General features: G+C 73.1%; 14 protein-coding genes. 13 read left to right on the top strand and 1 reads right to left on the bottom strand.

Translation table 11 applies throughout. The features are described 5' to 3' along the window. The first annotated feature begins 11 nt into the window (after positions 1-11). The 13 genes from AB0L00_RS18330 (at position 12) to AB0L00_RS18270 (ending at position 19125) form a co-directional block, all read left to right on the top strand. Positions 12-3131, top strand: coding sequence for a tubulin-like doman-containing protein (locus AB0L00_RS18330; RefSeq protein ID WP_364435165.1), 3120 nt, complete (start codon positions 12-14; stop codon positions 3129-3131). A 64-nt stretch (positions 3132-3195) separates the two neighbouring features. Then, on the top strand, positions 3196-5307 hold the full coding sequence (locus AB0L00_RS18325) for a hypothetical protein (RefSeq protein WP_364435162.1): 2112 nt from the start codon (positions 3196-3198) through the stop codon (positions 5305-5307). A 28-nt stretch (positions 5308-5335) separates the two neighbouring features. Then, a complete protein-coding gene (locus AB0L00_RS18320; protein WP_364435159.1) occupies positions 5336-6400 on the top strand; it encodes a serine/threonine-protein kinase in 1065 nt (354 codons plus the stop codon). Beyond that, positions 6397-8343 (top strand): hypothetical protein, encoded by a 1947-nt coding sequence (locus AB0L00_RS18315; protein ID WP_364435157.1) that lies wholly within the window; start codon positions 6397-6399, stop codon positions 8341-8343. The genes AB0L00_RS18320 and AB0L00_RS18315 overlap by 4 nt, the downstream gene beginning before the upstream one ends. 3 nt (positions 8344-8346) lie before the next feature. Continuing rightward, positions 8347-10188 carry a hypothetical protein gene (locus AB0L00_RS18310; RefSeq protein WP_364435155.1) on the top strand — a complete coding sequence of 614 codons (1842 nt, stop codon included), beginning with the start codon at positions 8347-8349 and terminating at the stop codon, positions 10186-10188. Positions 10189-10191: 3 nt separating this feature from the next. After that, positions 10192-10953 carry a hypothetical protein gene (locus AB0L00_RS18305; protein WP_364435152.1) on the top strand — a complete coding sequence of 254 codons (762 nt, stop codon included), beginning with the start codon at positions 10192-10194 and terminating at the stop codon, positions 10951-10953. Then, the gene (locus AB0L00_RS18300; protein WP_364435149.1) at positions 10950-13082 is read left to right on the top strand and encodes a hypothetical protein; all 2133 of its coding nucleotides are present in this window, start codon (positions 10950-10952) and stop codon (positions 13080-13082) included. Before AB0L00_RS18305 ends, AB0L00_RS18300 begins: the two co-directional genes overlap by 4 nt. 3 nt (positions 13083-13085) lie before the next feature. After that, positions 13086-14276 carry a hypothetical protein gene (locus AB0L00_RS18295; RefSeq protein ID WP_364435147.1) on the top strand — a complete coding sequence of 397 codons (1191 nt, stop codon included), beginning with the start codon at positions 13086-13088 and terminating at the stop codon, positions 14274-14276. Then, positions 14276-15160: a protein phosphatase 2C domain-containing protein gene (locus tag AB0L00_RS18290; RefSeq protein ID WP_364435144.1), complete on the top strand. Its 885-nt coding sequence runs from the start codon at positions 14276-14278 to the stop codon at positions 15158-15160. The genes AB0L00_RS18295 and AB0L00_RS18290 overlap by 1 nt, the downstream gene beginning before the upstream one ends. Beyond that, entirely contained in the window at positions 15157-16344 is a 1188-nt protein-coding gene (locus AB0L00_RS18285) for a hypothetical protein (RefSeq protein WP_364435142.1), read from the top strand. Before AB0L00_RS18290 ends, AB0L00_RS18285 begins: the two co-directional genes overlap by 4 nt. Positions 16345-16358: 14 nt before the next feature. Continuing rightward, entirely contained in the window at positions 16359-17072 is a 714-nt protein-coding gene (locus AB0L00_RS18280; protein ID WP_364435138.1) for a hypothetical protein, read from the top strand. A 30-nt stretch (positions 17073-17102) separates the two neighbouring features. After that, entirely contained in the window at positions 17103-18491 is a 1389-nt protein-coding gene (locus AB0L00_RS18275) for a tetratricopeptide repeat protein (protein ID WP_364435136.1), read from the top strand. Then, positions 18427-19125 (top strand): Crp/Fnr family transcriptional regulator, encoded by a 699-nt coding sequence (locus AB0L00_RS18270; RefSeq protein ID WP_364435133.1) that lies wholly within the window; start codon positions 18427-18429, stop codon positions 19123-19125. The genes AB0L00_RS18275 and AB0L00_RS18270 overlap by 65 nt, the downstream gene beginning before the upstream one ends. Here AB0L00_RS18270 and AB0L00_RS18265 read toward each other — a convergent pair. Then, a complete protein-coding gene (locus tag AB0L00_RS18265) occupies positions 19104-20987 on the bottom strand; it encodes a hypothetical protein (RefSeq protein ID WP_364435131.1) in 1884 nt (627 codons plus the stop codon). The two genes, AB0L00_RS18270 and AB0L00_RS18265, sit on opposite strands and share 22 nt — an antisense overlap. Positions 20988-21142: the final 155 nt, after the last annotated feature.

The raw sequence follows: 21142 nt of genomic DNA, 5'->3' as shown, positions 1-21142 counted from the left end.
CGGAGGATTTGATGAAGCTCTACCAACCCGTCCTGTTCGTCGGGCTCGGCGGCACCGGCTGCCAGATCGGAGCCGAACTCGAGCGCAGGTTCCGTGAGGAGATCTGCGGCCCGGACGGCAGCCTCTTCCAGCACAAGCGCGAGGACGCCCAGCGCTACCAGCTCCCCGCCTGCCTGCAGTTCGTCTACGCCGACGTGAACCAGGCCGAGCTGGACCGCATACCGCCGACCGTCGTACCCGGCGCCCAGCACATCCCGGCCGCGCAGGTCACGGCGCACTACGTCCGCGACCTGGTGCCCCAAGTGGACCTGTATCCCCAGGTGGCCGTGAATCTCCGGGCGGCGGCCGGTCCCGTCGTGCAGAACTGGCTCCCGCCGGCGCACGGCGAACCACGGGTGCTGGTGCGCAGCGGCGCCGGGCAGATGCCCACCGTCGGCCGCGCCGCGCTGTTCGAGACGTTCCGCTCGGGCCTCCGCCCCGCGGTCCGCGACCTCGACGACGCCATCGGCGCCCTGTCGGGCAACCAGGCCGCCACGGACCTGTACAAGCTCGCCGGCGCGAGCGGCGACCCGCAGGCGGTCGACGTCTTCGTGGCCTTCTCGGTCGCGGGCGGCACCGGCGCCGGGATCTTCTACGACTACCTGCACCTGATCGCCCAGCGGTTCCGGGGCCTGAGCCTCAAGCCCAAGATCTATCCGCTCGTGCTGATGCCCTCGGCGTTCAAGGAGGGCTCCGGCGGCGGCCGGCCCGCGGAGCTGAACGCCGGACGCGCCCTGCTCGACCTGTTCCGGCTGGTCGACCACCAGAACACGGCCGACGCCGTACGCGACCTGCCCGGTCTGGACCGCGGCCCGGCGGACCCCGACGAGATCGCGGTGCGCTACCCCGTGGACGGGCGGATCACGATGCTGCCGGGCACCGCCCAGACGGCGTTCCTCTTCTCCCGCCCGGTGGGCGCCGCCCCTGACGACCTGCGGCGCTCGGTCGTCTCCCTGATCATGTCGCTGGTCGGGACCGAACTGGGCGACCGGAGGGGCGACGACGGCGAGCAGCACCAGTCCTTCGCCGACAACTTCGTCAACTCGACGGGCCTGCGGCAGTCCCTCGCCGACAACGGCATCGGCTACCGCGGGGTGTCCACCTCACTCGTCACCTCCCTGACCACGCCCGTCGAGGAGCTGGCGGACGTGGTGGCGGGCCGCCTGCTCCGTGTCGGCATCGAGGAGCTGCAGCAGCCGACCCCGGGAGAGGAGTCGAACCGTTCCCTCATCGAGGAGTTCTTCACGCTCTCGCAGATCCACCGGGTCTTCGCCCGCCCGCAGCTCGAATTCGCCGAGCCGGAGCCGGCGGTCGGGGCGCGCGACGTCACCGCGGCGCTGAACGACCGCCTCGACGCCATGCGGGGCGCCCTGAGCGACCACAAGGTCCGGCTCGACCGCGAGGTCCCCGACATGGTGACCGCGTTCGATCCGGCACGGGCGATCGACGAGATGCTGCGCCGCCTCGACCCCTTCCGGGTCCGCCGAGTGATCTTCGGCCACGCCGCGCTGAACGGCACTCTCGACAAGGAGGGCGCCGCCGGGCTCATGCGGCAGCGCCAGGAGATGCCGCCGCCTCCGGAGGGGATGCGGGAGACCGCGCCGCCCATCCCGGCGCTGAAGGACCGCCCGCTCCGGGCGAAGGTGAAGTGGGCCGACGAGGAGCCGGTCGCCGCCCGGCAGCAGCAGGACGCCTGGTACCGCTGGCGCAACCGCTCGCTGTGGGCCGAGGTCTGGTCGACGCAGGCACTGCGCTGGGCGCGGGGGCTCGGTGTGGTCGAGGACGGGCTCCGCGGTCTCAACCAGGCACTGAGCGATCTGGCCCGGCAGGACCCCGACCGGTTCCGCGAGCGTTCGGAGTATCTGTACCGCCCCAGGGTCGGCGTCGCCTTCCACCTGCCGGCCGGCAACCTCGAGCAGTTCTACCAGAGCGTCGTCACGCGGCTCCGGGACCGCCTGCAGCTCCCCGCCGCCGCGACCGGCGCCGATCTCCTGCGCCATCTCATCGGTGAGGACGGCTGGCGCGAGGTCTACCGGCAGTCGCTGGACACGTCGCCGGAGCGGGCCGTGAACGACCTGCGCCAGCGGGTCAAGACGCTGGTGAAGACGTATCTGCGCGAGGAGACGCAGGGGCGTCCCACGTTGCTGCCGAAGCTGCGGGACCTGCTCAACCAGGCGGCGGGTCTGGAGTCGGACCGCCCGCGGTTCGGTGACGAGGAGATCGACGAGTTCAACGGCCGCCTCACCGGCCTGGTGCCGGCCAACTTCACCCCGCAGGGCAACGGCCCGCTCCGCATCCTGGTCTCCTACCCGGGCGGCAAGAACGGGATCGTCGAGGACCACCTGCGTACGTCGCTGCAACTGCCCTCGGGCCCCGGTGTGACCGTCGACTTCAGCAACACGACCGCCGAATCGATCTCCGTGGTCCTGTTCCGCTTCGGGATGGGCATCACCGACGTCCAGGAGGTCCGGCACGTGCTGCGCACCTGGGCGGCGGCGGTCCACGATCCCCGGCCCGACGACTACCTGCCCTGGCGGCAGCGGACCGGCTTCGACTTCGGCTACCTCGCCACCCGGGAGGAGCACCGGGTGCGGATCCTGCACCGCCTGCTCTGCACGATCTGGAACGGGGACCTGCGCGCCGAGGGCGACCCGGCCTCGCCGACGCGCGTGCACGTCACGCTCAACGAGGTCACCATGACCCTGGACCTGAGGCCGTTGGAGGACGCCTCCTCCTGGGGGAGCCTCGTCCAGTCGTACGAGCTGTGGACGCTCGCCGACAACGACGCCGCGGAGCGCGTCTTCTGCGGCCAGCTGATGCGGGCGACCCCCCATGGCGTCGGCGAGCGCGCGCATCCGCCCAGCAAGCTGTTCGAGCTCGTCGTGCAGCTCGCCGACGACCAGATCGACCGCATCGACCAGATGCTCGGCGAGATCAACCCGGCGAGCCGGGACCGTGCCCGGCTCCTGCGCGGGTTCTGGGCGCGCACGCTGCCGGCGGCGATGCGGCTCCCGTTCGACGTGCCGGCCACCCGCGAGCACCTGCGCGGCCTCTACGACGCCTTCCGGCGCGGGACAGGGGAAGGATCATGACGGAGCGCAGCGAGGGAACCAAGAGGCACAGCACCTTGGTCATGAGGCCGACGAAGGAGGTCTCATGACCGGCAAGGTCGTGCAGGTCGATCTGCGCGGCCGCTCCGCCGACGGGGCGGCGGAGCTCACGCGCGGGCTGCTGACCGGAGAGGACCACACCGACCTGACCCGCCTGCTCGTCATCGACGACACGGCGGCGCTGAACGCGCACCGCGCGGCGTACGAGTCGCTGCTGGTGTCCCGGTACACCGAACGCCTGCTGTGCGTCGCCGTGGGCCGTACCGACGCCGACCCGCCGCGGATCGAGCTGCCCGGTGTCCTCACCCAGACCGCCGGTGTGCTCTGGGTACCGGATCCGGCCGGGATCAACTGGCGGCTCTCGGCGGCGTCCGCCACCCGACGGGACCGGGCCGAGGGAACGGACACCGGGCTGACCCGCCTGGTGGAGGTCCTCAACCTGGACGACGTCTTCCAGCGGACGGTCGAGCTCATCGACAAGGTCCCCGGACGGGTCGCCAACCCCGGGCTGCGGCTCGCCGGCGTCGGTGGCGGGCGGGCGGAGTTCCTGCAGGCGCTCCTGGCGGCCGGGGAGCGCGCGCTGGCGTCCGGGACCGGCCGGGTGCCCGACCTGCCCGAGTCGACGGGCCGTGCTCCGGGCCCGCGGAACGTCCGGCTCAGGGGCGGCGGCGCGGTCCAGCAGTCGGCCGACCGCACGCGCGAGGCCGTGGCCGAGGCGCGCGGGCTGGCCGACGAGCTGACCGAACCCGGCGCCCTGTTCGCGGGCCCGGTGCCGGTCGAGCAGGCCATGGCGACGGCGGGCGAGCGTCTCGGGCTGCTCCGCGCGTCGCTGGAGGAGCTCTTCACCGCGGCGCACGGCACCACCGGCCTGGGCCCCGCGCAGCAGCAGGCCATCGACCGTGCCGGCGTCGTGCTCCCCGAGCCCGAGGACTTCGACGCGGCCAAGACCCGCAAGGTCGTCGACACGTACCTGGACGACGGGCTGCGACAGCGCACCCCCCTGCCGCAGCTGGTCGCGGGCCTGGACACGCGGATGGCGGGCCTGTTGCCCCGGGGCAGCCGGGAGCGCATCCCGGCGCTGCGCCGCGCCTGCCCGGACGAGCTGCCCGCAGGGCTCCGGGAACCGGCGCCCATGCCGGGTCCGGAGCCCTGGCTGCCCGTCGTCGGGCTGCTCACCGCGGCGCTGGCCGGCCTCACACCGTTCGGGCCGGTCAGCGGGCTGGTCATGGCCGTGCTCTGGACGCTGCTGGTGACGCTCACCGTGCTGCGCGGCCCGGGCGGCAGGTCCGAGGGCACGACCGGCGCGCTCGCCGCGAACGGTGTCGCCTCCACCGTCGGCGGGGTCGGCGTGGGATTGGTGGCACCGTCCCCCGCACCCGTCGTGTGGGCGCCGGCGGTCGTCGTCGGCCTCGTCGTCGCCGGATGGGCCGTGATCCGGTCCTGGCGGTCCAGGACCTCGGCGTGGATCGCCGAGTCGGGGATCGACGCGGCCGGGGAGGCGGTCGACGACCTCCTGTCCGTCGTGTCCGCGGCCGCGCTGGAGTGGTCGCAGACGGACGCACGGGTCGCCACCGCCGACGCCGTCGGCCGGATGACCGTCGCGTTGGACCACGTCGCGGAGGAGATCCAGGCGCAGGTCGAACGGGCGCGGATCGAGGCGCCCGGCCCGCTGCGCCCGGATCCGCGGATCGAGCACTACCTGGCCGACCTCGTGCGCGCGGCGATGGCGCCGAGGCTGCGCGGGCTCGCCGCGGACTCCGCCGACCGGCACGGCGAGGAGGCGCGGCGCACCGCCGCCGAGCGGTTCGCGGCCTGGCACGAGCACGTCGCGGAGCACGGACCGCTCGCCGCTCCGCCCTTCGCGACCGAACCCCCGCCGGAGACGTCCGGCACGCCCCGGGACGAGCTGCCGGACCTGGCCGTGGCCGTCGCGTACGACCCCGGCTCCGTGATGTGGCAGCTCTGCGCGGCCGATGACCTGTCGGTCCTCGACCCGGGCTCGACGCCGCCACCGGTCGTGCGCTTCGCCCCGCGGCACGGCCGGACGGCCGGGTCGGACGCGCTCCCTCCGGACACGGTCTGGGTGACATCGGCGCGCCATGCCGGGCTGCTCCGCCTGGTACCGGTCCGCCCCGGTCTGACCGCTCAGCGCTGGTGAGCCCGTACGGGCAGGAGGAGACACACCGATGACGCGATCGGAAGAGACGCTGCGGTTCCAGCGGCCCGACGGCACCACGGTCGAGGCCGTCGTCGCCGAACGCCGCGACGATCCGCTGCCGCCCTCGGCACCCCTGACGGCCTGCCGCCTCGTCCTGGAGTACGCCGACGGGACCCGGCAGGACGTCCGCCACATCGCCCCACCGGACCGCGGTGCCGGCGGCACCCGCGTCGGGCCCGACCGTGAGCTGGACGCCGCCTACGCCGCGCTGGACAACGAGATCCTGGCGGGGGTGCGGCTCAGCCGGTTCCGCGAACCGCACCCCCACCCGCCCTCCGTCTCCCGCCTGGTCGGCTACGACGCCGACGGCGTCCGGCCGTACGCGCTGCTGGAGCCCTACCGCGGCAGATGTGTCGGCGCCGGCAGCAGGATCCTGCCCGGCGAGCGGGCGCGCTTCCAGGAGAGCCTGCTCACCGGGCTCCGGTGGATCGGCGCGGCGGGGATCGCGCACCGGGCCCTCGGCCCGGACTCGGTCCACTGGGACGGTTCGGAGGCCCAGATCACCGACTTCACGTCGGCGGCGCCGCTGGGCGTGCCCCGCGAGGTGGCGGGCGCACCGCCGTGGCAGGCGCCCGAACAGCGGCCGGGCGGCACCGCCGGCACGGTGACCGACCGGGACGACGTCTGGGCGGCGGGTCGGCTGATCTTCTTCGTGATCACCGGGACCGAGCCGACCGGCCCCGACCGGCTCGCGGACGACCCCGAACTGGCCCGTGTGCTCGCCGGCGTCTTCGGTCCCCCGGAACATCGCCCGGCGGTCCGGGAACTGCTCGCCCGGATCGGCGTCGCCGATCCGATCCCCCGGATCCCGCCGCCCGACGCCGCGCTGCAGCGCGGCCGGGACGACTTCTACACCCACCGGGCGTACAAGCATCCGGAGACGGCCGCCCGCCCCGTCCCGGAGGCGCCGCGCACCGCCGGACCGTCCGCACCGTCCTGGACGCCACCGTCCGGTCCGGTCCCGAACCCGGCGCCGACCGGATGGGTCCCGGCCGCACCGGCGCGGCGGCGGAAGAGGAGGTTCGGGCGATGACCGTCCTCCATCAGGTCGCCTACACGTGGCGGGAGAAGCACTCCGGGTGGGCCTTCGGGCCGCGGGCCGCGACCCTCCCCGACCGGGCCGTGCTGAGGTGGACCGAGAGGCTCGGCGACTGGCTGCGCACCGATCCGAACGGCTCGACCGGCTACAACCACTTCTACGGCGTCTTCCGGAACGAGGCCGTGTTCGTCCGCCGTATCCAGCGGCACAAGGTGCGCAGTGCCAAGGCGTGGCTGCTGATCGGCCCGCCGACCACGCTGACGCCTCGCCTCGCGCTCGAACTACGCGAGTGGAGCTGGCTCGAGGGCGGCGACGGGAGGCTCCTGCCGCTCGGTCCCGACGTGACCGCCGCGCACCGCCGCGACCTGCAGGCCGAGGCGCGGCATCCGGAAGTGCTGGAACGGCTGGTCGCGCTCATGTCCCGGTTCCTGTCCGGCGCGGGTGGCTCGATCGTGCTCCCCCCGACCGAGTTGGCCTACCCCCTGCTGTGGGGATTCCAGGAGATCGTCGGCGGTTTCGCCGTCGACGAGCCGTCGGTGGACCGCCGGCAGCTCGCGTTCGAGACGTTCGACGACCGTACGCGGCCGCCCTTCCACCCCGGCCTCTTCGTGCGGTTCCGCAAGGGAGCGCCGGACCTCGGTACGGACCACGCCCACGACGACATCGCCCGCCTCCTGGTCGCCGACTTCGCGCGCAAGATCGACGGCGCCATCCCGATGCCCGGTGTCTCCCACCCCGGCGGCGGGGCGACCGAGCCCACCGTGCCGGACGCCGCCGCCCGGCCCGCGTCACCCGAGGCGCCGGTTCCCGAGCCGGCCGCCGCCACTCGCCCTCCCGGCCGACCGGCCGCACGTACGACATCCGGAGCACCCATGCCCCCTCCCACGCCGAGCCGATCGGCGGACGCACCGGCCCGCGGACGCGAGGTGATCTGCCCGATCTGCCTGTCGACGCTGGCCTGGAACGACCTTCCCCTCTACCGCTACAACCCGGATATCGGCGACTACACCGGACTGGACCTCCCCGCCGACGCGAGCGCACCCCAGCGGGCGGTCGCGCTCCGCACGGCGTTCGTCCGCTGCACCGACCCACGGGAACAGGGCTCTTCGCACTACCTGCCGTTCGCGTACGGGATGCACGGGCCGCCGGCGGTGTTCGGATTCGTGGGCGCGACGAGATCGGGAAAGACCCACCTGCTCACGGCCATGATCGGGCAGTTGGAGAAACGGGGACTGGGCCTCGGGGTCCGGCACGCGGCCCTCGACAAGGCCCGGCACCAGGCCTTCCTCAACGAGCAGGTCAGTCCGTTCTTCAACCGGTCCGAGGTGATCGAGCAGACCCGGGCCGGGACCGTCGGCCTCGTCGACTCCTTCCTCGTCAGCGAGGAGGGCCGCGAGGCACGGCCGGTCGCGCTGTTCGACGTCGCCGGCGGTGACCTGCTGGAGATCGAGTCGGCCCGGCGCTTCCTCGACGTCGCGGACGGCCTGATCTTCGTGGTGAACGCCGCCGAGATCGGGCACGACGAGCTCGGCGACCGCACGTTCGGCACCGTGCTCGAACTCCTCCAGGGTTCCGGCCGGCTGCCCGAGGTCAGCGCGGCGGTCGTGCTGAACAAGGCGGACCTGGTCCGCTTCGACGAGCCGATCGTCCGGTGGTTCCGGAGCCCCGACCAGGTGCTCGACGCGGAGGCCTCGCTGCGGGAGAGCGCCGACGTGTACGCCTACCTCCACTCCCGCGGCGCCGACGCGTGGACCCGCCCGTACCGGGAGTGCCGCAAGGCGACGTTGCACGTGGTCTCGGCCGCGGGGTCCGACGCCGTGGTCGACAAGACCTTCGTCCGCGGGGTGACGTCCCGGCGGGTGCTCAATCCGCTGCTCGCGCTCATGGCCATGACCGGTCTGCTGACCTCCCCCGAAGCCCAGAAGATCGGAGTCTGAGCGATGAACCAGGACTCATCGGCCCCGGCGCACCAGATCGAGTTCCGCTGGCGGCCGAGCCAGGACTTCGGGCCGATCGCCTGGTCGCCGATCGACTCGCAGTTCCTCAGCGACTGCCACGTGATGCTGGGCAAGATGGCGGCGCCGCCGGCGGGCGTTGTCCACGGGCACCGCAGCCTGGTCTACCTCGACCTCCCGCAGCGCGGTCTGCGGGCGGTCATCGAGCGCTCCTTCGACGAGGACGCGCTGCGGATCGACCAGGGCCGCTCCCCGGAGGACGGCGGACGGCGTCCCCAGGTCGCCCGCGCGATCGTGGGGCGCCCGGACGTGGTCGGCATCGACTTCGCCCTCGCCTGCGTTCAATGGAGCCTGTCCGACACCCTCCGCCTCGACACCGGGCACATCCGGCCGCACGACCCGCTCAAGGTGCTGGACGCCGCCGAGCTCAGGCAGGTGGCGGAGCAGGCCGCCGGCGCGGGCGATGGGCTGTCGCGTAACCCGCACGGCCTGTACACCGTCATCGCCGCCATGCTCCGCCATCCCTCGCGTCCGGTCTCGGTGCTCATCCCGGGCGGCGGCCGGACACCAGGCGACGTGGAGGCCTATCTGCGCGGGCTGCGGCACACGGCCATGATGCTGCTCGCCCGGGCCGGCACCCCCTGGCGGCCGTCCTTCTCCACCTTCGAACCGCCCACCGGGCGGGCCACGGGATCCATGCCGCACCTGGTCTTCCGGGACATCGACCAGGTCGGGAGCGCGTCGGCCCCGGTCGAGACGCGCCAGGAGACCAAGGTCGCCCCGTACGACGCGGACCCCGGCGGTGGTCCGGAGGTGGACCTGTACGACCGGCTGGGCCTGTGCCTGGCCAGGGCGTACGCCGAGAGGGGCAAAGAGTGGGTCACCGCGGTCCTGAAGCCGATCGCCCAGCGCGTCTCCTCGTTCGACCAGCGGCTGAACGCCGTGCTGGATGACGAGAACCTCGCCGATTTCCTTCCCCGGTCGCCGGCGATGCCCAGGCCCGCGCACCGGGCCGACGACCTGCCGCCCGGTCCGGTGGAGCGCGTCGCGCCCGGCCACCCGGGCGGCACTCCGCCCGTACCGGTGCGCCACATCCCGCCCGCATCCGTACGCGAGACCGCGCCGTCCTCGCCGACGAGCGCGGCGAGGTCCGGGCCCGCCGTTCCGCTCACCGGCCCGCCTCCGCCGGCGACGGCTCCCGACGCGCGACGGCCGGTGCCGCAGGAGGTGCGCGCGGCCCTGGCCCAGCTCTACGGCCACTTGCACACCCGGCGTGGCAGGGACGACTTCTTCGAGGTCCTGGAGCTGATCAGCGCGCAGGCCGAGCACGGGATCACCCTGTCCACGAGGGACTCCGACGACGCGATCGACCGCCTGGTGCAGCACCGCTGGTACGTCCCGGAGCTGGAGGAGCGGTACGCCGCGCAGGCCGCGAGGCGGCTGTCCAGGCTGATGTTCCCGCTGTTCGCGGACCGACTCGATGACGCCGAGTTCCGAACCTGGCTGCACCAGGGGGTCGCCGATCCTACGACACCGGCGACGTGGGCCCGCGCGATCACGTCGCTGTACGCCGAGCTGGGGAACCATCCGGGCGCCGACGTGCTCGGTGCCGTGCTCCCCGCCGCGCTGATCGCGCGGTCGCGCGCGGACGAGCGTACATCGACGGACGGTTGGCCGCCCCGCGAATCGGCCCGGTCCGGGCAGGAGGAGGACACCGGCCGGTCATGGTTCAGCGCCTGGGCGCTCTCCCCCGTACCCGTCCCGGCCTTCGTGCTGGGCGCCGTCGCGGTCGTCGTCATCGTCCTGCTCGTCCTCGTCAGGGGCTGAGCCGTGGAGCCACGCAACGAGCGCAGGCTGGTCCTGGCGGTGCGAATCCACGAGTTCGACGCGCGCACGGTCCGGATGCAGGACCAGATGCGGCAGGGGATGGCCGAGGTTCTGGACCGGGCGGCCGCCCATTCCGGCCTGGACCGGGCGTCGTGGAGTCTCGTCCCGGGCGACGGCGGTGAGCTGGCCATCCTGCCGCCGGCCGAGCCCGAGGTGCGCGTCGCCGACTCCTTCGTGCGGCGGCTGGCCGCCGGCCTCATCGAGTACGACCGCCTCGTCGCGACCGAGGCGCGGCTCCGGCTGCGACTGGCGATCCACTTCGGCCCGGCGAACGTCGAGAAGCACGGCTTCTCCGGGCGCGCCCCGAGGGTCGCCCGGCGGCTGTGCGACAGCGTCGCGGCGGGACGCGTGCTGGCCGAGACGGCCGCCCACCTGGTGGTGGTCGTCTCCGCGCAGATCTTCGAGGACACGATCGCCGAGCAGCTCACCTCGCTGGAGGCCGACCATCTCCGGAAGGTCGACGTGCGCGGCGAGAGCGCGTGGGTCTGGGCGCCGGACCACCGGCTGGACGGCATCGACCTCGAACGCGACGAGCCGGGTGAGCGCGCCGATCCGAGCGGGCGCGAAGAGCGGAGCGGGCGGAGGCACCCGGACGGGGCCGGGCCGGTCCCCGGGGCGTTCCACGGGGCCCACGTCGAGATCCACGGCAACGGTTACCTCGCCGCCCGTGACATGGAGATCCACTACGACGGAGGGTCGGAATGAGCGAGGACAAGATCCCCCGGGAGCAGGAGAAGCTCGGCGACACCGGCTCCGACAAGCCCCAGGACGGTGACCAGGGGCTCGGCGAGCGCAGCCCGAAGGACCTCGGTCGGGAGTTCTCCGCACGGGCCGGGCGCCCCGGCACCGCGCAGGAGCGGCTCGGCACCGAGAACGACGCGATCTCCAGCTTCACCGGCGCCCACGTCGAGGGCGAGCACGTCGCCGGCGGCGACATGAACATCGTCTACCAGACCGTCCCCGACGCCAAGGAGACGGTTCGCTTCGCACAGATTCCGCGGGCCGCGCTCGACGAGGTCGTCGAGCTGTTCGTGCGGCCCGCCGGCTACGCCGCGCTGGCGGAGGCCGTGGCGAGCCGGCGCCTGCTCTTCCTGCGCGCCGACGCCGACCGCGGCAAGTTCATGACGGCCAAGCACCTGCTTCTCGGCTGCGCGGGCGTCTACCGGCTGCACCCGCGTACGAGGCTCGGCGCCCTCACCGGCAAGGCGCTCGAGAAGGACTGCGGATACGTCCTGGTCGACCTGCCGTCCTCGGCGGCGCGGGAGCTCACCGCGTACGACCTGACGAACCTGTACGGGCTCCTGGAGAAGCGGAACGCCCGGCTGATCGTGACCGTCCCCACCGGACGCCGCTTCCGGGACGCCGAGGTCACCGCCGCCGTCACGGACCTGGGCGAGGTCGCCGACCGGATGGAGGTGCTGCTGCGGCACCTGGAACGCCGCCTCGGCGACCAGGCCACCGACGACATCACCGACGACCAGGCGTTCATGGCGCTGGCCGGCGAGGAGCTGGCCAAGAATCCCTCGTGCGCCCATGCCGCGCTGCTCGCCGGGTACGCCTCCGACGCCTACGAGAACAAGGAGCCGCTCGCCGACACGGTGCGCGACCGGCTCGGGGCGCTCGGCGAGGCGGCGTTCACGAGGTGGGCCGAAGGCCTGCCCGACCTGCCCACCCAGAGCATGGCACTGGCCGTCGCGGTGCTCGCCGGCGAGGCGTACGAGACGGTCTCGGCCGCGGCCGACCTGCTGCAGCGTCGGCCGGAGGCGAAGAAGCCGCTGCCGAGCACGGAGGCGGCCCGCGGCACCGGCCCGTACGTCGCCCGGAAGAACGCCCGGCTGCGGGAACTGCGCGCGCACGTCGTGCCGTCCACCATCCGGAGCAGGCACGGCGGCACACTCGTGGACGTCGTACGGTTCCGCGATCCGGACTTCCAGGAGAAGTACCTGCGGTACTTCTGGGACGAGTACGACGACGCGCGGCCGACACTGCTGGCGTGGCTGCGCCGCTGCGCCCGCCACGAGCTCGAGTCGGTGCGGGTCCGTACGGCGGTGGCCACGGGAGTGCTCGCCGCCCAGTCCTTCGACCACGTGTGCTCGCTGGTGATCGAACCCTGGGCGCGGTCGGACGACGCACGCCTGCGGGACGCCGCCGCGATCTCGCTGCGCAGCGCGGCGACGACCAAGCCGGCCCTGCTGCCGCCGATCCGGAACATGGTCCGCACGTGGTCGCTGGAGGAGTCGCCGCGGCTACGGGCCACGGCGGCGCGGTCGTGGCGGATCGAGCGCGACGGGGGCGGCGCCGACGCGGCCCTCCGGCTCCTGGAGGAGCTCAGCACCTCCGATGACCTGCACGTGATCGACGCGATCTGCGACAGCGTCAGCGAGATGTGGCAGATCGAGGCCGAGCGCGTCGACGCGGCGGCGATGCTGCTGCGCTGGCTGCGGAATCCGGCGCGCAAGGAGACGGCGCGGCTGGCGTTCCTGCTCGCCGCGGCCGACCTGGTGCGCCGGGAGGGCGACGTGACCTGGCCCGCGCTGCTCTACCTCAGCGCGACGGACCCCCTACGGCACCGGCAGATCGCCGCGCTCTGGCAGGACGCGTTGACCGCGCCCTGGCTGCACCCGGCCGCCAAGGAGATCCTCGCCGAATGGGCCCGCACCGCGGAGAAGGAGCGCCTGGTGCGCATGTCGTTCGCCCGGCTCATGGCCTCCGCCGCAGAGGGGCGCAGCGCTTCGATCATCGTCCACGAGGCCGCCAAGTGGGCCTCCGGCGCAGGCGGTGCGGCGACCACCTCGGCCGCGGTCCGCGAAGCAGTCAGCACAGGAAGGCGTTGACCCGTGAACCAGCCGATTCCCGACCAGCCCGTGCCGTTCCCGGCCGGTCTCCCCCAACCCGGCCACGGCGCTCCGGGCCCCGCCCAGGCCGACCTCCCCCCGGGCGCGCCGCCTCAGCCCGCCCCACCGCCCTCGGGGCCGCCGGTACCCCTGCCCCCGCCTCAGCCCGTCGAGCCGGCGGACAACTGGGGCCAGTTGCCGCCGCCGCCCGTACCGCTGATCCTCAGCGAGCAGCGGGTCGGCGCCGGCGGCGGAGCGGTCGTCCGGCCCGGCCGGGCGCTGCTGTTCTCCCACCGTGACGGCCGGATCGTGCAGTTCCCCAAGGCGCCCAGGCTGGCGGCCCTGCGAAGGTTCTACTGGCAGTACGAGGTCGACGTGTCCGACCACTACTCCGTCTTCTACCTGCTGATCCCCAGTAGGTCGAAGGCGGCGAAGTTCCGGCTGACCGTCCAGGCCGGGTGGCGGGTCATCGACCCGGCCCGAATCGTCAGCTCCCGGGTCACGGACGGCAACGCGATCGTGGCCTCCCGCATCACCGACGCGTTGCTGCCCATCTGCCGCAGCTATGCCATCGAGGACGACGCGCGGCTCGAGCGGAACCTGGCCGAGACCCTGGGCGGCGAGCGCCCGCACCGGTATCCGGAGGGCATCGCGCTGTTCCGCTTCTCCGCGCAGGTCGACCACGACCGTAAGTCCGCCGGGCGCATCGAGGACTGGGTGGACGCCTCGCACCAGGCGGAGCTGAGACGGGACGGCATGGACCGGCTGCGCGGACACGTCAGGACCCCGGTCGACCTGTATCTGCTGCAGCTCCAGCAGAACCCCGACCAGGTGCACCAGGTCATCGCCGACATCCAGAAGAACCGGGAGATGAGCGCCCAGGCCCGGCTCGACCTCTTCAACAAGATGGTGGAGAACGACCTCATCCAGGAGGCCGACCTCGAGTCGTTCCGCCGGCAGATCGTCGCGCCGATCGGCGAGATCGTCACCTCCAGCGACACGATCTTCGGCCCGCAGGACCTGGGGCAGTCGGCGCCGCCGGCCATCGTCCCCCCGCAGCACACCGACGGGAACCCGCCGGACGAGGAGGAGGACGTCATGCCCGGCCAGGTCATCGGCGGATCGGTGGACGGCGTGACCGAATGGCGACCGCTGCCCTGGCGGCGGAACGACGGGGAACAGGACGGCGCCTGATGCCCTGGCCCTTCCGAAAGGACACCGGGACGGCCGCCGCGGCGGTGATGGAGTTCCCCACGCCGCTCGGCGGCGTCCCGGGAGCCGCCCGCCTGCCCTGGCGGCTGCCGGACGAGCCCTCCCTGTCCGGGATAGCCGCCGACGCGGCGAGCGTCGGCGGCCTGACCGTACGAGCCGCGTCGCTGGTCGGCCCGGGCCACCGGTGCGAGGAACCGGCGACGCCCCGACAGGACGCCTACCGGCTGGGCCGGGACACCGCCAAGCGCCACCTGATCGTGGCGATCGCCGACGGGATGTCCGACAGCCGCCGCGCCCACCTGGGCGCCAACGTCGCGGCCACCGCGATCGTCGGCCGAATCCGCGCCGACCTCGACCGCGACGCGCCCCTCGTGGCCTCCGAGATCTTCCTCGACGCGGCCCGGCAGATGGCCGGGGCCGCCGAGCGCGACGGCGTGACCGAACACGACGTGCGGGCGGCGGCGCTGGCCGCCGTGATACCGGTCCACGCCGGCGAGTCCGGTCGGCGCGCGGTCTGGCTGGCCGCGCTGGCCGACGTCAGCGGGTGGCTCCGGCAGCCCGGCGGCTGGACGCGGCTGACCGGCGTGGCCAAGGCGGCGCTCGACGCCGGGCGGCTGGAGGAGTTCCTGCCGTTCCACCCCGACCAGGTCCAGGACGCCACCATCGCTCTGGGACCGGACTCGGTACTGGCCCTGACCACCGACGGGGTCGGTGACGTGCTGGCTCCCGGCGAGGCGCTCGCACCCTGGTTCGCGGACCGCTGGCGGCAGCCGCCGCACATCGCCGCGTTCCTCGAGGACGTCGGCTTCGAGGCGGCCGGGCGGCTCGACGACCGCACCGCCGTCGTGGTCTGGTGCGCGCCATGAGGGCGTGGTCCGAGAGCCCGTACGAACGGGTCACCCCGCTGCGGGAGGTCACGGCGCGCGGCACCGTCCTCGCCACGGAGAACGGCGAGTCGGAGGTCCTCTACGAGATCGCCGACCAGCCCGGCTGGATCGTCAAGCGCTACCGGCCCGGCTTCCCCCGCGATCCCGTCGACGTGCTCGACCGGCTGATCGCGCTGCCCTCCGGGATGCCACCGACCGACCTGGCGCTGGTCGACTCCAGCACCTCCTGGCCGGTCTCCCGGGTCGTGGACGGAGACCGGACCGTCGGCGTCATCCTCGCCAGGGCGCCGGCCGCGTTCTCGGTGCCGATACGGCTGATCTCCGGGACGACCCAGGCACGGCTGCTCGAGGTCGACCAGCTCGTGCAGACGGATCCGGACTTCTTCACCCGGCGCGGTTGGGAACCGCCGACCGTCACCGAACGACTCGCCGTGGCGCGCGGGCTCGCGGCCGTGGGCGCGGTCTTCGAGCGGCACGACGTCGTCTACGGCGACTGGTCGTACGCGAACGCGTTCTGGACGCGCGGCGACGGGCGGGTCTTCGTGATCGACGTGGACTCGTGCGGCATCGCCGACCGGCCGTGGGCCGAGTCCAAGTCCTGGGACGATCCGAGCTTCGCGCCCGGCACCCGGCTGACCACCCTGACCGACCGGTACAAGCTCGCCGTCCTGGTGCTCCGGTGTCTCTCCGGCGTCCGGGGCATGGACTTCCAGGCCGCCCACGCCGCGCTGCCGCCGCCGATCCGCGGTGGACCGTTGGGTACGGCGTTGCGGACGGCCCTGACCGCCGATCCGGAGCGACGCCCGGCGATGTCGGAGCTGCTCGCCCTGCTCGACTCCGCGGTCACCGACCTGCCCGGCACAGCCTCCGCCCGGTCCAGCACGACGTCCGATCGGTCCAGCGCGCCCCCGGATCGACCCGGACCGCGCACTGCCGACCGGTCCGGGGCGCGCGTCGCCGACCGGCGCCCGGATGCCGTACGGGCACCCTCTTCCCGGTCGGGGTCCCCCGAACCGTCGAGTCCGGCGGTCCTGAAGGCCCGCGCGTCCGATGCGACGGATCCGGCGGCCCCGGAGCGCGTGGTGTCGCTGATCGTCATGCTCTGCTTCGTGCTCCTGGCGGTACTCGCCGTCGCGGGCCTCGTCACCCTGTTCGTCCCCTGAGACCTGGAGTCAGCGTGAACGTTCCCGACGGCACGAGCGAACCCACCGGCCCCCGCCCGGACACCCGTTCACAGGGATTGCCGACCTACCTCGTGCTCGACGTGTCCAAGTCGATGAAGGTCCACGAACAGTTGCTGAACGAGACCCTCGTGCACATTCTCAACACGCTGTACGAGGCCCCGCGGATCTCCGAGTTCGTCCAGCTGTCGATCGTCACGTTCGCGACCCGGCCGCACCTGGTGCTGGGGATGACGGAGATCTCCAAGCTGACGGGCCTGCCGAAGGTCGAGTGCCGAGGCTCCACCTACTTCGCGCCGCTCTTCGAGCTGCTGCACGACCAGATCGAGCTGGACCTGCCACGGCTGATCGCACGCGGCGTACGCCCGCTGCGGCCGGTGGTCTTCCTCCTGACCGACGGCGCGCCGGCCGATTGTCCGCCCGAACGCTGGGAGAACGCCTTCGAAGCGCTCACCGACCGGAGCTGGCGGCCCCATCCGCATGTGATCACGTACGGGTTCGGGGAGGCGGTCGAAACGGTGCTCAAGCGGATCGCGACCGCCGCGGCGTTCATCGCCGATCCGCATCAGGGCACCGATACGACCGCCCTCACGGCGGCGTTGAGCAACATGCTCAACTCGCTGGTCGCCACCGCTCAGGCGCAGACGCTGCAGGTGCCGCAAGAGGTGAGCGGGTACCGGTCGCTGCCCCTCGACTACATCGAATACTGAGGCCGATCGCGGATCAGCGGGAGGTGTGGGGTGAGCGGCCTCTGTCTGACCGTGAGCGTCGACGACCGACATCGCTGGGGGATACCCGAACGGATCCTCCTCCGGTCCGTTCTGAACCAGGCCGTCGAGATCGCCTGCCGGCGCAGCGGGTTCGCCGGCCGGGCCGGCCACCGCCTCCACACCGTGGACGGCATCTGCCAGGTGCTCCCCGGCGATCCCGACGCGGGCTGGGTGGCGAGCGTGCCCGCCCTGCTGCGCGAGTTCACCGCGGCGATCGCGAACGCGGGCCGGCAGGTGACGGCGGACCCGCCGGTTCGGCCCCGGCTCGTCCTCAGTAGTGCTCCGGTGCTGCCGCCCGGGCTCGCTGGACGGGCCGTCGCCGAGGGACTTCGGCTGGCGACGAGCGAGCGGGTGGGCGCGGTGCTGCATGCTCTTCCCGACACGGATCCGGCCGTCGTCCTGTCGAACGGCTGCTACCGGGAGACGGTGGAACGGAACATGTCGCCCCTGCGCGCGGAGGAGTTCCTCCGGATCGACATGGGTCCGGGCTTCCCGTCGACCGCCTGGCTGCACGCCCCGAACGCGCCGCGGCGATCCGCGGCCGAGCAGGCGGCCGGACGGGCGGTCTCCCCTGCGGACGGCCTCCTCGTCCGCGCCCGTCGGCAGGTCGAGGCCGGCGATCCCGGCCGGGCGGTGCCCGCCCTGGAGAAGGCACTGCGGCTGCCCGAGGGGCTGGACGGCGGGCACAGCGAGAGTGCGCTCCTCCTGCTCGGCGACTGCCGGCTGCACCTGGGCGACCTGGAGGCGGCGGCACAGACCTGGCTGTTCCTGCTGCTGCGGCATCCGCTGAACCTGACGGCCTGGCACCGGCTGGGCCGGGTCGCGGCGCGCCAGGGCCGGACGCGCCTCGCCATGGCCTACCTCGGCGAGGGACTGCGGCTGCTCCAGGCGGATCCCCGCCTTTCCCCGGCGCCCGACCGGGCCGCCTGCGGCCTGTTACTGGATCTGGCGCGTCTCGAAGAGGCACTCGGGAACCCGGCGGCCGCGGACGAACGTCTCAATCAGGCGGCCGACGCGGATCCGTCGAATCCGTCACCGCTGGTGTCCCTCGCCTATCAGGCCGCCAGGTACGGAGACACGGACGCCGCTCGCCGGCTGTTCGACACGGCGATCGCCCGTGTCCCACCAACGGCCAGAAAGGAGTTTCTTAAGCAACAGTCAGCAAATATCACGGAAGAAGCGGATGGCAGCGCCATAATGGAACTGCTGCTGGAAAACGACCTCGATCCAGCAGTGGATCATTCGATGCCCGGCACCGGCCACCCTTCATCAGCGTTATCCGGGGAACCCTCTTATGGCACACGAACTGTGGCCGAAAGCGTCCTACCTCGCCGCCCTGACGAAGCCGACCCGGGATGAGTTGCTCCAGCTCGGCCGGGCGCGGACGTACGGGCCCGGGGAGAACCTGTTCCTCCAGGGCGACCCGGGAGGGGTCGTCTTCATCCTTCTGACCGGCCGGGTCAACGTGATCGCCAACGTGGAGAACGGAACCGAGTCGCTGCTCGCCATCCGTCATCCCGGCGACGTGCTCGGCGAGATGGCGGTCTTCGGCGAGATGCCGCGCACCGCCACCGTCACCGCCCGGCTCCGGAGCACCGCGCTCCTGATCTCCGGCGATCAGTTCAAGCGCTTCGTGGCGACCCATCCCGACGCGGGATTCGCCCTCACGGCCACGACCTCGGGCCGGCTCCGCCAGGCCAACATCTATCGCGCGGACGCCGCCGGATACGAAGTCGAGCAGCGCATCGCGCGCACTCTGCTGTACCAGGCGCAACGCTCGGCACGGAAGGCCGGTGAACACTGGTCGGTGGATCTGATGCAGGCCGAGTTGGCCATGCTCATCGGCGCGAAGGAGGGAACCGTCCAAAAGGCGTTCCGGAATATGAAGGATCTGGTGAGCAGCCGGCGCGGCCGCGTCTTGATCCACAATATCGAGAAACTGGCCGAGCTCGCCGAGATCGAGCCGCCCAATCAGTTACTGGGCGAAGGATGACCGTCCTTCGTTCCGAATCGACGTCGGGCCGCCCGCAGTTCGCCTCGCGCGCGCGAGGCGAGCGAGTCGCCCGGACTCGCACCAATGATCATTTCCGCCTGCTCCACCCGCGCCATCAAGTGCTCGGCGTCTCCGGGTGCATCGCGCTCCGCCAGCACGGCGACCAGGCGAAGCAGCGACTCGACGCGCTCCCCTCGGGTGAGGCCGATCCGGTCGACGACCTGGACCAAGGCGATGACCGCGGCGTCCCGCCCCGCCGCGTCGGTCGCGAGGTCGGCCCGGGCCAGAGCGGCGGCGGCGGTCAGCCGCGCCGCCTGGGGGTGGTTCGTGGCCGCCGCCTCCGCCGCGGCGATCACCATCTCGCATCCTCGGCGCAGGTCACCGGCGCGGCCGAGGAGTTCCCCCCGCAGCCGCCACGACCTGCCCAGCAGATGGAGCACGCGCGGCGTCCACGGATCCGCCGCCGACAGCCGGTTGAGTTCGGACTCCAGGGTCACGATCGCTCGATCGACGAGGACCGGATTCCGTTCCAGCCGGGCCCGGGCCAGTGTGACCCGCACCCGTTGGATGCGAAAAGGGCCTCCTGCCACGCCGGCGGGTGTTCCGTCCCCGTCCAGCATCCGCTCAGCGATCTCCAGGCAGTCGTCCGCCGTCGCCAGGTCGGTCCGGTCACCCGTCGTCTCGGCACAGCGCGCCAGCCCGATTCCGGCGACCGCCAGCACCACCGGGTACAGCGGATGTCCGGCGCCGAGGACGGCCGCCACCTCGCGCAGCCCGCGCGGGACGGCGGGATCGGCGAGCCCGGCCGGATCTGCTCCGCCGGGCCGCTCGGTGTGCCCGCTTCGATCCGCGGACGCCACGGGGTCGACCGGATCCCCGCCTCCGCCCGAACCGACCGGATCCCCGAGCCCGGCCGGGTCGGCCGGGTCGGCGGGACCGGCCGCGTAGGTGGCGCGCATGGTCAGTGCGACGCCCCGTACGGCCGCGGCGAGCACCGGGCGCACCGGGTCGGCCTTCGTCTGCACCGACTCGATCACCTCGTCGAGGTGCCCGGCCGGCGATCCGGCGACGAACAGCCCGAACAGCGTCCAGGCGATGGACACCAGTAACTCCGCGCGGAGCGGATGGTCGCCGCCGACCGTACGCAGCGCGCGGACGAGCGCGACCTCGGCCTCTCCGCCGGTGATCCTGCCGCGCTCGGCGAGCAGCCCGTGGGCCAGTCCCAGTCCCGCCATGGCCGTCGCACGCGCCGGGTCGCCGGGGCGCAGTGCCTCGTACTCCCGGAGCAGCGCAGCGCGATCGGGATCCCGCCCCCTGAGCCGCCACTCTCGCAGCCGCTCCAGGACGCCGTCCGCGGACGGCGCCACGGAATCCGTTCGCCCGGCCGTACCGGAGGTGGTGGCCGCCGACGCGACCGGCTCGGCGGACGAGGCCGTCCGGGCGGGCGCGCCCTCGGCGACGTCCGGCGCGCCCGCCCGGTCCGGCGCCGGCCGCTCGGGGGTGAAGCAGCGGATCGCGGCCAGCCACCGGCCCGCCCGCAGCGACTCCTCGGTCGACAGTTCCCCGGACGCCGCCGAACGGGCCAACTGGTGCATCGCCTCGTCGAGGTCCCGCCGGCCGTCCGCGCCGGACAGCCGCGCCGCGATCCGCAGCACCGTACCCAGGTCGTGCACGGCGTCCGGGGACGTGGGTACGCCGAGCGCCCTGGTCACCAGCAGTTGCCCGAGCAGGAGCCGCCGGCGGCCCGCCGCGTCGTCGGGGCCCAGGCCGACCCGCAGGTCGTGGATGAGCCGGTCGACCTCCGCGTCCGCCTCGGCCGTATCCGTACGGGCGGGAGGCGGCGGCAGGGATTCGAAGCGCATGGGTTCCTCTCCGGGCGTCGGTGCCCGGCCCGCAAGCCCCCGGGTCGCGGGCCGGACGTCCCCATCGTCGCCGCGTGCGCCGTTCCGCTGCCCGCACCAGTACGGGTGGCCCGCTTTCGTTACGCCGAACAATGTCCTTCCAACGACGATGAGCT

Source organism: Actinoallomurus sp. NPDC052308, from assembly GCF_040679195.1.
GTDB classification, from domain to species: domain Bacteria; phylum Actinomycetota; class Actinomycetes; order Streptosporangiales; family Streptosporangiaceae; genus Actinoallomurus; species Actinoallomurus liliacearum.
This window is presented reverse-complemented; position numbering and strand designations above follow the sequence as displayed.

Excerpts from the sequence above, each read along its gene's own strand:
- AB0L00_RS18265 (WP_364435131.1), bottom strand. The coding sequence starts at position 20,987 with ATGCGCTTCGAATCCCTGCCGCCGCCTCCCGCCCGTACGGATACGGCC.
- AB0L00_RS18320 (WP_364435159.1), top strand. The coding sequence starts at position 5,336 with ATGACGCGATCGGAAGAGACGCTGCGGTTCCAGCGGCCCGACGGCACC.
- AB0L00_RS18300 (WP_364435149.1), top strand. The coding sequence starts at position 10,950 with ATGAGCGAGGACAAGATCCCCCGGGAGCAGGAGAAGCTCGGCGACACC.
- AB0L00_RS18315 (WP_364435157.1), top strand. The coding sequence starts at position 6,397 with ATGACCGTCCTCCATCAGGTCGCCTACACGTGGCGGGAGAAGCACTCC.
- AB0L00_RS18325 (WP_364435162.1), top strand. The coding sequence starts at position 3,196 with ATGACCGGCAAGGTCGTGCAGGTCGATCTGCGCGGCCGCTCCGCCGAC.
- AB0L00_RS18330 (WP_364435165.1), top strand. The coding sequence starts at position 12 with ATGAAGCTCTACCAACCCGTCCTGTTCGTCGGGCTCGGCGGCACCGGC.
- AB0L00_RS18285 (WP_364435142.1), top strand. The coding sequence starts at position 15,157 with ATGAGGGCGTGGTCCGAGAGCCCGTACGAACGGGTCACCCCGCTGCGG.
- AB0L00_RS18270 (WP_364435133.1), top strand. The coding sequence starts at position 18,427 with ATGGCACACGAACTGTGGCCGAAAGCGTCCTACCTCGCCGCCCTGACG.
- AB0L00_RS18290 (WP_364435144.1), top strand. The coding sequence starts at position 14,276 with ATGCCCTGGCCCTTCCGAAAGGACACCGGGACGGCCGCCGCGGCGGTG.
- AB0L00_RS18310 (WP_364435155.1), top strand. The coding sequence starts at position 8,347 with ATGAACCAGGACTCATCGGCCCCGGCGCACCAGATCGAGTTCCGCTGG.